Origin of the sequence: Paenibacillus illinoisensis NBRC 15959 (assembly GCF_004000925.1) — a bacterium.
Taxonomy (GTDB): Bacteria; Bacillota; Bacilli; order Paenibacillales; family Paenibacillaceae; genus Paenibacillus; species Paenibacillus illinoisensis.
On sequence record NZ_BIME01000015.1, the window covers coordinates 73,162 to 86,190 of the forward strand.

11 protein-coding genes are annotated in these 13,029 nt (G+C 47.5%); 2 read left to right on the forward strand and 9 right to left on the reverse strand.

What is annotated here, in order from left to right; all coding sequences use genetic code 11:
* Nucleotides 1–28: 28 nt before the first annotated feature.
* From PIL01S_RS26345 to PIL01S_RS26385, 9 genes are all read right to left on the reverse strand, one after another.
* Nucleotides 29–2,812, reverse strand: coding sequence for a glycoside hydrolase family 3 C-terminal domain-containing protein (locus PIL01S_RS26345; protein WP_127540556.1), 2,784 nt, complete (start codon nt 2,810–2,812; stop codon nt 29–31).
* A 424-nt stretch (nt 2,813–3,236) separates the two neighbouring features.
* The gene (locus PIL01S_RS26350; RefSeq protein ID WP_127540558.1) at nt 3,237–4,325 is read right to left on the reverse strand and encodes a low temperature requirement protein A; all 1,089 of its coding nucleotides are present in this window, start codon (nt 4,323–4,325) and stop codon (nt 3,237–3,239) included.
* Nucleotides 4,326–4,428: 103 nt separating this feature from the next.
* Nucleotides 4,429–5,388 carry a ring-cleaving dioxygenase gene (locus PIL01S_RS26355; protein ID WP_127540560.1) on the reverse strand — a complete coding sequence of 320 codons (960 nt, stop codon included), beginning with the start codon at nt 5,386–5,388 and terminating at the stop codon, nt 4,429–4,431.
* 103 nt (nt 5,389–5,491) lie between these two features.
* On the reverse strand, nt 5,492–5,719 hold the full coding sequence (locus PIL01S_RS26360) for a DUF896 domain-containing protein (RefSeq protein WP_095293145.1): 228 nt from the start codon (nt 5,717–5,719) through the stop codon (nt 5,492–5,494).
* A 198-nt stretch (nt 5,720–5,917) separates the two neighbouring features.
* Complete coding sequence (locus tag PIL01S_RS26365; RefSeq protein WP_095362009.1) at nt 5,918–6,940, reverse strand: SPFH domain-containing protein; 1,023 nt, start codon at nt 6,938–6,940, stop codon at nt 5,918–5,920.
* 39 nt (nt 6,941–6,979) lie between these two features.
* Nucleotides 6,980–7,747 (reverse strand): TPM domain-containing protein, encoded by a 768-nt coding sequence (locus PIL01S_RS26370; protein ID WP_371860013.1) that lies wholly within the window; start codon nt 7,745–7,747, stop codon nt 6,980–6,982.
* Nucleotides 7,748–7,785: 38 nt separating this feature from the next.
* Complete coding sequence (locus PIL01S_RS26375; protein ID WP_127540562.1) at nt 7,786–8,817, reverse strand: TFIIB-type zinc ribbon-containing protein; 1,032 nt, start codon at nt 8,815–8,817, stop codon at nt 7,786–7,788.
* 40 nt (nt 8,818–8,857) lie between these two features.
* Nucleotides 8,858–9,562: a PspA/IM30 family protein gene (locus PIL01S_RS26380; protein WP_127540564.1), complete on the reverse strand. Its 705-nt coding sequence runs from the start codon at nt 9,560–9,562 to the stop codon at nt 8,858–8,860.
* 171 nt (nt 9,563–9,733) lie between these two features.
* On the reverse strand, nt 9,734–9,946 hold the full coding sequence (locus PIL01S_RS26385; protein WP_127540567.1) for a hypothetical protein: 213 nt from the start codon (nt 9,944–9,946) through the stop codon (nt 9,734–9,736).
* Between the two features lie 234 nt (nt 9,947–10,180).
* On the opposite strand from PIL01S_RS26385, the gene PIL01S_RS26390 reads away from it, so the two are divergent.
* On the forward strand, nt 10,181–11,863 hold the full coding sequence (locus PIL01S_RS26390; protein WP_127540569.1) for a sigma-54-dependent Fis family transcriptional regulator: 1,683 nt from the start codon (nt 10,181–10,183) through the stop codon (nt 11,861–11,863).
* A 167-nt stretch (nt 11,864–12,030) separates the two neighbouring features.
* Nucleotides 12,031–13,017: a 2-keto-3-deoxygluconate permease gene (locus PIL01S_RS26395; RefSeq protein WP_095293059.1), complete on the forward strand. Its 987-nt coding sequence runs from the start codon at nt 12,031–12,033 to the stop codon at nt 13,015–13,017.
* The last annotated feature ends 12 nt before the right edge of the window (nt 13,018–13,029 follow it).

Below are 13,029 nucleotides of genomic sequence, written 5' to 3' on the forward strand. Positions count from 1 at the left end.
CCCATCACGGGATGCCTGTATGCCTGTGCTAGACCTGTTTGAACTCAATCCAGTCAATCTGCAGACCCGGTTTGGTGAAGTCCAGCTTCAACTCATACAGCCCTGCTTCCAGTTCTACTTTTACAAGCTTCTGTCTGATCCATTTGCCTTCTGTACCATTGGTCTGAATGGTCGTCATCAACTGGTCATTCAAAAGCACATTACATGCGCTTTGGGCCAGTTCTGGCTCAGGGGACATGATCTGTACGATAATCCGATATTGGCCTGCCTCGTCCACTTTCATGTAGACTGGCTCGTTTACAGCAGGCTTCACCTGTGCATTCTCAGCCAGAGCCTGGGCCTGGTCTGCAGCAAGGGATGCATTGGCCTGGAAGGAAGCCACGTTCTCCACGATTTCGTGTTTTCTCGACGAAACCGGTGCATTCATGATGAACTTGCAAATATTGATCGCCGAGCGCTGGAGCTCTCCTCGTGTCAGGGTTCCATTTGCCAGGGACTCAATCGTGTTATCATCCCAGCCGTTAATCTCTGCGCCATAGTTCGGCACGACCATATACAGATCGTTCTGGGCACGAATCATCCAGTTTGTATATTTGCGGTCAGCCTCTCCGCCTTCGACCACATCGTTCATAATGGCCCACCAGTCTGTCATAACGATCCCGTCGAAATTCCACTCTCCGCGAAGAATGGTCGTGTTCAGATCGTAGTTGGATGCAGCCCAGTGTCCATTAATCGGGTTGTAGGAGGTCATGATGGAATTGGCGCCGCCTTGTTTCACGGCAATTTCGAACCCTTTCAGGTAAATCTCACGCAGGGCACGCTCCGAGACTACGGCATCGACCTTGCTGCGGTGTTTCTCCTGATTGTTGCAGGCAAAGTGCTTCAGGGTCGCGTTGGATCCACCCTTCATAATACCTTTGGTGCATGCTGCCGCAAACACACCCGAGATCAGCGGGTCTTCGGAGAAGTACTCGAAGTTACGACCGTTGAGCGGGCTGCGGCGAATATTGAGTCCAGGTCCGAGCAGCGTATCTACCTGATTTCTTAGCAGCTCCTGGCCTTCCATGACGTACAGCTCTTCAACCAGATCCGTATTCCATGTTGCTGCCAGCAGCGTACCGATCGAGACTTGTGTCGCTTTCTCCCCACTATCCATACGAATGCCGGACGGGCCATCCGCTGTGCAGGCTACAGGAATGCCGTAGTTAAACAGGCTGTCACTGACACCACCGAATGCGGACGCTGTACCGGAGGTAACAAGAGGACTGCTCATACCTTCGCCTCGTACGATCGCAGCCAGATCCTGATCGCTTAATTGGGCGATGAAGGCTTCCAGACTAACTTTTCCGTTTTTGACATCGCTTAATTTGTAACCTTGGTTACCCGTTTGCTCCAGCGTTTGCGGCAGGTTTTGCTCAATCCGGTCTGCCATGGAAACCTGACGCTTCGGTACGTCTACATAAATGAGCTCGTACGACCCATCCGCCTTGCGAACACCTGGCTTCATCCGAGTGAAATCTTCGGTTGGGGCCATCGCCTCTTGCAGCTGCTCTACCAATTGAATCGTTTCTACGATGTACCCTTCCTGACCGTCAATTTCGATGTGGTCTGCTTGTTTTACACTGGTACCGACGTGCAAACAATACGTGCCTTCTTCGAGAACGTAAGCAGAAGCATATCCTGTGACGCCTGCATCATCGTAGGATGCCATGGTATGTACCGGGAAGCTTACCGTCAGCAATTCCGATTCTCCAGGCTGGAGCAGTCCTGTTTTGCCGAAGGCAGCCAGAGCCTTCACAGGTTGTCCGAGCTTGCCTTGCGGTGCTTCATAGTACACCTGTACAACCTCTTTGCCCGCATATGTTGTGCCCGAGTTGGTCACGTTTACACGGACTTCAATGAAGGTTTGGTCTTCTGTGGAAATCGTGCGAGCACCTTGCGGTTGAATGGCAAACGTCGTATAAGACAGGCCGTAACCGAATTCAAACTGCACCTTTTCAGGTCGAAACGTTTCGAAATAACGATAACCCACATAAATATCTTCCTGATACAGGTTCTTGAACTCGTTGCCATAGTTGCTTGTTGAAGGGTAATCTTCGATGGAATACGCAATCGTATCCGTCAGTTTACCGCTCGGTGTAACGTCTCCCGCCAGTACATCAGCAATTGCGTTACCACCCTCCATACCACCATGCCAAGAGTAAATGACGCCCTGAATCGGATGTACATACGTTTCGTTCAACCAGCTCATATCGATAATATTGGAGACATTCAGCACCACAATGGTGTGTTCAAAATGCGCTGTAACCTGCTTCAGCATGGCCTTCTCATCTTCGGTCAGCTGGTAGCTGCCTGGTGCATCGGCATTATCCTGATCTTCCCCTGCAGTACGTCCAATGACCACGATGGCTTTGCCGGACTTGCTTCTTGCCTGTGCAACCAATTCATCTGTCAGAGGCATTTCCTTCTGGTTCCAAGGCTCAGCGGCCCATACTTTACCGCCATCATCAAATGGATTTTCCTCAATCCACTTTTCATAGACTGCTGCCAGCTCTTCATTAACGGTGATATTCTTCTTGCTGCGAAGCCCATCCAGCAGGTTCGTTGTATATGCTACATGCACGCTTCCGCCTGAACCTGTGCCGCTGCGATAGTAGTTAACTTGAATCCGGCCAAAAACTGAAACGTTTTCGTTGTCACGAAGAGGAAGTACCTGACCTTCGTTTCTCAATAGTACCGCGCCTTCTGCGGCAACCGTGCGGCTAAATTCTGCAAACCCTTCCAATGGAACCCCGATTTGATGTGTACTCAATGATTTCCCTCCTGATTGTTCTCCCCATAATCCATGAATCGCTATGTATAAAATGAACTTGGAACCAACCTACATTAGACCACTTCGATTGCAGAACAACCATCCGATCACTCTTATCCCCAGATTTCCTGACTCCCTTTTTTAAGGGAGAAATCCGGTGATAAAGGCGAACGCTTCGCTTCTCCAGGTTATTTCTGCCCTCTCCGTTCTATTGTACTTGTTACACCAAGCCCCTCTTATAAATGAGATATTCAGTGATTTGGTAGATTCACTTGTACATAGTCCCATATTAACAGATTCTATAGAAGAAAATAACTCACGAAACCGCTTTTTCACATTGTCGACATGACATTTTAGAAAAATCAAACCAAAAAGCCACGAACGCAATCCGTCCGTGACTTATAAATTCGTTTTAAACCGCTATTCAAGTCGTCAGCTTCGCATATAGAAGGAAGAATAACATATCTTCACCCACGATAACGTAGTTCGGAACCTGATAGATCAGATCCACAATAACAAATGCAGCCAGTACGCCAACCATCGTTACCAGATGAATCGGACGAAGTCTTAAGTGTGCATGTCGGTAACGATGAAACACGAGCGAGGTTGACAGGAAGTACAGCAGTACAGATCCGAAGCCAAATCCCAGCATGAATACATAATTAAGTTCATTCAGGTACAGCAGTTGAATGGAAGCGGCGATCATGCTCATTGAAATGTAGATGAACAGATGGCCATAGATGATCGCTTGCCCGGCCGTCTGAATTTCCTTGCTGACCTTTTTCTCCACGTTATCGAAATACTGCCACCACATCGCAATGACGAATATGGAAGTAAAGGCGGCAAACAGGATGGATCTCAGATCCCAGTGATCTGCCTGCAGTACGGCAATAATACTAATTACCGACTCACCGAGCAGGATGAGTGTAAAAAGTGCGAAGCGTTCGAGCAGGTGATGCGTCTGGATTGGTACCTTCACCAGATTTTTGCGTCCAATCAGCGGAAGCACGATATCTAAGGCAATCCCCGCATACAGCACGACGTAACGCACCCAGGAATCAAAGAACAGGGAACCGGAGGAGATCAGAATACCGATGATAAAGCAGATCCCGAGATAGCGGGCCGCCTGTTGTTGATGTGTGCTTTTGGACTTGTGAACCGTAAGATACTGAATCGCGGTAAACGCCCTCGAACCGATATACCCTACGAAGAATGACAGATAATACTGATCAAAATGGGTGGAAAGACTTGCCGTCATCACGAGAACCGACAGAAGCTGAAGGATGAGAAAGATCCGATGGCTGAGGACATCCTGACCGTATCGATTAATGAATAGGGTCTGTCCCACCCATGCCCACCAGACGGGGATAAAGATCAATACAAATTTCATTAGATATTCAAACGAAATAACGCCGTGTTCGGCATGCAGCAGGACATGTCCTGCCTTGGATACGGCTGCGACGAAGAGCAGATCGTAAAACAACTCCAGCCAGGTAACCTTTTTCTCCATCATCCTTCGATGCTCCTTTGGGTTCAAGTCTTCATTTGTCTTATGTAAAAGTTAATCCATTCGCGGCCGGAACATCGTTCTGGCCGCTATGGTTTATATTGTCCACTTACTTAGCAGCTGTTGCGGCAGGTTCCAACGTTCTTACCACAATCGGCTGCAGATTGCCTTCGATTTGTTCACGGTATGGTTCGAACCACTCTGGCAGCATCAATTTTTCTCCGAGTGCATCGGCAGGTTCATCTTTGGCAAATCCCGGTGGATCTGTTGCAATCTCAAACAGGATTCCGCCTGCTTCTCTGAAGTAGATGGCATTGAAATATTGACGGTCGCGGACTGGGGTTGGTTGGTAGCCATATTGGTATACGGCCCCTCTCCATGCCTCATGCTCTTCAAAATCTTTGGCACGCCACGCAATGTGGTGTACTGTGCCCGAGCCGCCTACACCCAGAGGTATGCGGGTAACCGGAACGTCCACGACGTTACCGATATCTCCGCTGGAGCGGAAACGGACATACTCTTCATTTTCATCCACTCTGACGAATCCCAGAATGTTCTCGAGCGCATCCATCGTTCTCAGTGGATTCACACTGAACAATACAGCACCGCCGAAGCCTTTGATTGCTTTGTTTGCCGGAATTCCTTCATGCTCCCATGTGCTGGCAGCACCCTCTTCCCTTTCAACAAGCTCAATCCGCAAGCCTTCGCTGTCTTCGAATTGAAGAAGCTCTTCATTGAAGCGACTTGTTTTGGTTACCTCAATGTTATACCGTTCCAGTCGATCCTGCCAGAAGCCAATAGTCCCAGGAGGAATGACATAAGAGGTAATGCCGACTTGGCCGCCGCCAATTTTGCCTCGAGGTGATCCGGCAGATGGGAAGAAGGTAATAATGGTGCCCGGGCTGCCTTTTTCATCCCCGAAGTACAGATGGTACACGTCGGGTGCATCGAAGTTGATTGTTTTTTTCACGAGACGAAGTCCCAGAACCCCAGCGTAAAAGTCGACATTGGCCTGTGGATCTCCCGCAAAAGCCGTAATATGGTGGATACCTGCAGTTTGAAGTGTCATAATAAATTCCTCCTTGGATTTTCGAATTGGATATGGTGGTTTTAGTTTTTTTATTTATTGTAATTTGTATTATCTTTATTTTAAGATATATGACCAATTGAACTTAGTTGTTGTTTTGGCTTGCTTGTTCCTGTTTCAATTTGTCCGGAGTAACGTCATCGCCGTTCGGATCATAGATGGTGACATTCAGCAGAATATCATTGATCGAACCGCGAAAGATTTGCAGGTATTCCTGGCGCAGACGAATTTGTTCCGCTTTCTCCATCTCTGTCAGTTCTGCCTCTTTAGCTTTTCTGGAAAGTTCATTTATTCTGGTCAATGTTGGAATCATCATCTTGATCTCTCTCCTTGTAATTGGATTCAGATATTATTCTTTGGTGTCGTTTTCCTTTGAATTAAATATCTTAAATTAAAGATAAATCATTTTTGAGGTATTGTCAACACTTTTATCAAAATGAAATAGCAAAAGAAAAAAAGGCTCCATACAGAGTTTTCACTCCGATGTGAGCCCTTCTTCAATTCCGTTATGTTAAACCAGCTTTTGACCACAGTTGGGACAGAAGTTGGCTCCTTCATTTTTGGCACCACAGTTCGGACAGAAGTTCGGCTTCTTGGCCCCCTCGGAAGAAGATCCTTCCTTGGGCGCGGATGGTTGATCCGTATTTTGGCCTGAACTGTTGTTATTATTATTTTGATTCTGGCCTTGATTCTGGTTCATGTTCTTCATCATTTCGTTAGCCATATTCATACCCATCATCATGCCCGCCATATCCGATGCTGCGCCGCCACCTTTCACCTTGCCGGATGCGATGCCATCCGTCATGCTAACCTGCTGGTATTTCTGCAGATTACCGATCATCTCATGCGAAGCGGTCTTCGTGATCATGTCCTGAATCTCTTGCGGGTAATTGAAACTCATCACTTGGAATCCGGTAATGCCAATCCCGATGTCCATCATTTGCATATCCAGGTCTTCCTGTATGCCTTTTGCAATCTCCGATGCGTTCGCCTGCAGGTTAAACATATCCTTGCCCTCACGGCTAATCCACTTCATAAGCAGCTGATCCAGTACAGAAGTCATGCGGATTTTGACATCCTCGACCAGATAGCTCTGCTTGATGCCAGCAATTTTATCAATGAGCGTGACGTAGTCACTCACCTTGAAGTTGAACGTACCGTTGGCCCGAATCGGCATTCCGCCCGGAAGCTGAGGTGTCGGAATCAGTACAGGGCTTTGCGTTCCCCACCGAACGGTAAATTCCTTTGTATTCACAAACAGCACTTCGACCCGCATGCCGCTGTTGAACCCGAATTTAAACCCTTTTAATGTAGACAGAAACGGAATGATCTCGGAATCAATATTAAATGAGCCTTCATCTTCAAAGATTCCCTCAACCTTTCCGTTGTTCAAAAAGATCGCATCCTGACCCGAACGGATAATCAGCTTACTGCCCTTCTTGATCTCCCGGTTGCTCCACTTCCAGAAAATCATGTCATCTCTGAATTCTTCCCATTCCACTACATTCGAAAATTGATTTTTGAAAAATCCCATACTCGTTCCCATCCCTTCTATGTTGTACTAAAACAAATGTTAAAACGATCTGCTGCTTCCGCTATGTGAGTGGCCGCCTCGGGTGGTACCTCCACCACCGCCGCCTCCGCCTCCGCCTCCGTTGTTATTGTTTCTTTCTATTTTTTGTTTGGTGACCGTTGTGCGGATATACCGATCCTGACGATCAATTACACTGGAGGAACCGGAATCCTCATATGTTACTCGATTGACGGTGACTCTTCCTCCTGAACGGTAGGCCATCACCCCAACTACGATTCCTCCGATAGCCACGGATGCAGCGAGCTGAAACCAGGTTTTGAATAGAATGTTATCCGGATTCACACCCGGTTTAATTCCCATGTATTCATAGGACAGGTCCAGATACTTCTCAAAGGCCAGTCTATAATTCCCGTCCGTTACATCCGGGGCTATTTTGGCTGTAATTTTGTCAGCCCTCCCGTTGTCGATATATTCTTCTCCTTTGTAAAAGCCAGCCAAATACATTTTTCGATTGTACATATCAAGTGTCAAAATGACCGTGTTTCCGTGGGCCTTATCGTAACCGGGCGCTCGCTCGTCGTAGAAATCCTCCGTTAGCAATTCTTCATTTTTGTGCTCTTCATTATTGGAAGTAAATATAATAAAATCCGTCTGCCTCTCGGCTCCATACTCATTCGCCAGTGCGTTCAATTCACTTTTCTCCTGCTCACTCAGCAGATTGGCCTCATCATGGATGAGATTTTTACTCTCGGCTGCCGAGGCAGTCTGAACAGTCCAAAAGGAGAAGGCCAGACCAAACACCATCATTACCAGCGTGGTCACCATTGCAAGCTGTTTGACCTGTTTCACAGGAACCCACCTCCCATCATCCAGGAGATCAGTTTCAAGGACAATAAGGACACGGCGGAAACGCCGGCGAACCATCCGGCCACTTTGGCTTTGCTAATGGGCGGTTTGCCGACCACTTTTCCCGTCTGGCCATTCATGGCAAAGGTATATTGGGCACGATTGAAGTCATAATAGACCATCCATACGGGAAGCAGCACATAGTCTGCATTTTTTAGTGTCGTATCAATTTGTTTGTCCGTGTAACTTACACTGTTATATCCGGATACGGTTGAAGCAATATATGAATCAATATAAGATCGGGTCTTCTCCTTGGCCCGCGGATATAACTCTTCATCGGTGTAGCTGTATTTCTCTGCAATGTATCCCGCAAGATACGGGGTCTTGAACTCTTTCAGCTGATTATAGGGAAACGGCTCCAGCTTATCCATCAGCTCATCCTTCATTTTCTCCGAAGCGTCAATGGGCAGATTCACATAGTTGAGCCGGATTTTCCGGTAAATATCAAAATGCTGTGTCTCCGTATAATGGTAGTCGCCTTGCGTGTAGGTTCTCACCTTGGTTCCGCGGCCGTGAACTTCGATTTTGTTATGTAGCTCATATAACCAGAACGGCACATACATTCCGGTAATATTCTGAATCCGGTCTGCACTCATGAATCCGCTCGGGGTCAGCAGGCCGTTCCGGCACCACTTTTTGAATGCCTGCTTCGCCTGCTCCTTGCTGATAGAAAACGGAATAACCATGACGGGTGCCAGATCACCCGTCAGCCGATCGCTCAGCACAACTGCCGCTCCGCAGAAGCTGCACGTGGTTGCACTCGTCTCCGGTTCCGTGACGATATCCGCGCCGCAGCTGTTACAGTGATATTGCTTCACTTCATTTTCCGTGAACACCTGTTTCTTGAGCGGATCAGGGATTTGCTCAATGTTGTCCTGTCGTCCACAGCTCGGGCAGGATAATGAACCTGTCGCGCTGTCAAAAACCATACCACTGCCACAGTTGGGACACTTGTATTCAATAACTGGCATCTGCTCACCTCAATATTAACGAAATATAATCGTATAAATCCTAATTATTCTTCAGCTTCTCCTGAATTGCTGCGAGTTCTTCCTCCGCACTCGGAGCTTTATTGTCACTATTACCCGCTTCCGCGTTCATTTCTCTCTCCAGCTGCGCAATAAGTTCATCCAGATCATCTTCCTGCTTCCCTGCCCGGAGCTCGGCAAGTGCTTCTGCTTCATTCAAAGCCTGATTGGCCTTCTCTTCCATCGCCTGAAAAGCCGCGTTTGCTTTTCCTACTGAAGCATTCCGTTCATTGGCCTGCTGCTGGGCTTTCGCCTCTGCCATTCTGCCTTTCAGCTCGGTATGTCTGGCTTCCAATTGTCCCAGATCTGCTACCAATTTCTCATTCATATGCTTCATCATTTTGACTTTCGCGGAGGCACGTTCATACGCTGCCTGTAATTCGTTCCATTTCTCTGTCTGCTTCACTTTCTTCTCCAGAAAACTCCGGGCCTGATCTTCATCGCCTGATTCTGCCGACTTCTCTGCATACCGCTGCAATTTCTTCATCTCAGCACTGCATTCGTCCACAGCTCGCTTCGCCCTGCTCTCCTCCGACAGAACGGCCGCCGTCTCTGCCTTTACCTGTCCCAGATCACTGCTTAGACTCCGCATATATTCATTCACGGTCTTCTCCGGATCTTCCGCCCGAGCCAGCAAGCTGTTCACATTGGCCTTCATCACGTCCCTAAACCTCGATAAGATTCCCATTCCTGTGTTCCTCCTCCGAAAAGTTTACATATACCCTATAATACATGAATTCCAAGAACGAGGTTTCATTACACGGATTGGGAAGTTATTTCCCAAATGAAAAACCATCAGCTCCTGCTGATGGTTGCTCTTAAGCTGCACTATCCATTTTTAATGGTATGGCTATCCGGATCAGGCGGGAAGACTCTCTACCGCGGTAAAGAATACATCCAGCAGTTCTACACCAAAGTTTGCCTCAACATATGCCGTAATATGCTTCAGATCCTCTTCGTGCTGATACTCCAGACATGGACGACCTTCGCTCCAGAGCACTCTGCACGTAAACTCATTAACCACGCATTGAATAATCTGATCCTGCTCTACCGCTTCACGAAATGCTGGCATCGCATGACGCTCCTTTCTTCCCTTTCCATCGTTGATGCTATGTATTCATTTTGAAAAAATGGATTCCGAACTTCCGTGATAATTATCACAAGGTCGTAGTGCAGCAAACAGCATGGCTTATCCCTCCTCTGTGACCTTGCACCTAAAGCTTCTAGAGCAAAGATGCCAATCTCTCGTAAGTTGGCTATAATAAGGGAACCATGAAATGAGATTTCTATAAAAGGCAGGAACATTATGCGTACACGAGTTCATATCATTGCTCCTTACGAATCCATGACTACCATCATACAAGAATGCATTCCCCAGTTTCCTCAATTATCGATTCAATGCGATGTGGGCGACTTGGCGAAGGGGGCCGAACTGGCTTCACAAGCCGAACGAAACGGGGCCGAAATCATCATAAGCCGTGGGGGTACTGCACAGTTAATCAAGGAAGCCGTCACCATTCCCGTCATTGATGTACAGCTCTCGGGATATGACATGATTCGTTCCTTGACTCTGGCCAGCCAGTTTAACGGCAAAACGGCCATCGTTGGCTTTTCAAATATCACATCAGGTGCACAGTCCATTATTGATTTGATGGACCTGCCCCTCAAGGTATACACGATTCGCAGTTCCGAAGATGTCGCCAGGCTGCTGCTGGAGCTGAAAGCATCCGGGTACCGTCAGATTGTCGGGGACGTTATCACCGTAGATACCGCCAGAACCTATGGGCTCGAAGGGTTACTGATCCAGTCTGGCAAGGAAGCCATTCTGCGTGCGCTTGAAGATGCCCAGCTGGTATTTCGCTATCTGAGCAAGAACCAAGCCATTTCAGTCATTTTGAATAACCTGGTCACACAGGAACACCCCAATCTGCTTATTTTAGATGACCGGAATGATATTGTATTTGAGAACCTGACAGACTTCGAACAGAACCCACTGACGGATAATTACATTCATTTGATTAACACCAATCTGGAGTTTGAGCAATCCCAGGTTCAACATATGTTCATGGTGGACGATTATCAGCTGACAGTAACGGCCCATGAAACGACACTGAATCATAAGGGTTATAAAGTCTACACACTTGAAAAAGGACAGCCCTACCAGTTTGCACAATTCGGCATAACCACCTACACGGATATATCCATCGAGCCCATTGTTGCTGAATCGCCAGCCATGCAGGTGATGTTGAAGAACATTCAGGCTTTATATGAAAATCACGAACCCATATATCTGCTCGGACATGCGGATTCAGGCAAATCATTTCTCGTAAAACACATGCATCAGATGTACTCAGGCGGTGGACTGCTGCTGCAAATAGACCTGTCACAGGTACCTGCCGGTCATTTGCATAAAATACCGCTCTCCAAGGTTCGCAACGTGGAGCTGAATCATATCGAACAACGACTCTATGATGAAGAGGTGACCTCCTTCATTCAAACCTGTCTAAACAGGCAGATTGGTGTATTCATTCTGGGAGAAGAGCCCCTGAATCCGTATTGGACCCTTGATATCGAGCTCAGTACCATGATGATGCCAAGTCTTGCGGACAGGCTGGAGGATCTGGCTCCACTGATCCAGCAGTTCCTTACCGACTATTATCATAAGTATGGAACCGCTGCGGTGAAGATCAAAGAGGATGCACTGCAGTTAATCCGGGAGCAGGTTCCACAGATGACAGTCAGCCAGCTGAAGCATCTTATCAAACAGGCTGCCCTGAATGAGCAGGATTATGTGATCTCGACAGATACGTTGTCCCGCCTGCTGAATCAGCATTCTGCAACGAACACGATGAGGTTGAATGGTACGCTGAAAGAGATCGAGAAGGAAATTATTCAGCACGTTCTGCAGGAAGAAAACAATAATCAATCCAAGGCTGCAGATCGCCTGGGGATTAACCGGGCCACACTTTGGCGCAAACTTAAAGAATAATCTTTAAGTTTGTGCTTTTTTTATTGCTCAATGTGTTGCATTATTAAACACTTTAGTGATTACTTAAAATTTACAGCAAATTATTGTTGCTAAAATAAACAATCTGCGTTAAGATAGTCCCTGCAAGCGCTTCATAAAAACGATTACTTAAATAAGGAGCTACTACTATGAACATTAAAGCGACATTAGATCGTATTCCTGGCGGTATGATGGTTGTCCCGCTGTTACTTGGTGCAACGATTAACACTTTCTTCCCCAATGCCTTGCGGATTGGCGGATTTACCGAAGCCCTGTTCGTTAACAGTTCAAGCACGCTGATCGCTTTGTTCCTCCTGATTGCCGGAACACAAATTACGTTCAAGACAGCCGGTTCATCTGTCGGTAAAGGTATTACACTGCTTGTGTTCAAGTGGGCTGTTGGTGCAATATTAGGTTTGATCGCCATTTTCTTCGCGGATTCCAATGGATTATTCCTTGGTCTGGCACCACTTGCCATTATTGCTGCGATGACGAATTCCAACGGCGGGCTGTACATCGCACTGGCCGGACAATACGGCAAAGAGGATGACAAGGCTGCTTATCCATTCCTCGCGCTCAGCGACGGACCTTTTCTTACCATGGTTGCACTCTCTATTTTCGGTGCGATGGGCTTCGCCAATGGCATGTTCTCCCCGATGGCTTTTGTAGCGGTACTGCTTCCCCTGATCGTCGGTGTGGTTATTGGTAACCTGGATCGCAGCTTGGCTGAATGGCTGCACAAAGGCAGTGACAAGCTCGTTCCATTCTTCGCCTTTTCACTCGGTATGGGAATCAACTTCTCGTCTATCATTCAAGGTGGACTAAGCGGCATCATGCTCGGTGTAATTACAGTATTGATCACTGGCGGCGTTGGCTACCTGCTCTTCAAAGCCATTGGCTGGAATCCCATTGTCGGAGCTTCGGAAGGTTCCACAGCGGGTAACGCTGTAGGTACACCTGCTGCCATCGTGGCTGCGAATGCTTCTTTTGCCCCAATTGCTGAAATTGCTACCGTACAAATTGCAGCAAGTGTCGTAACCACCGCTATTCTATTGCCGATCTTCATTGGTTTCCTCTCTAAACGGCTGGAGAAATCAGGCGGCGTCGAGAAATACAATCAAAGACCGACCACATAAATGGATGTAGCC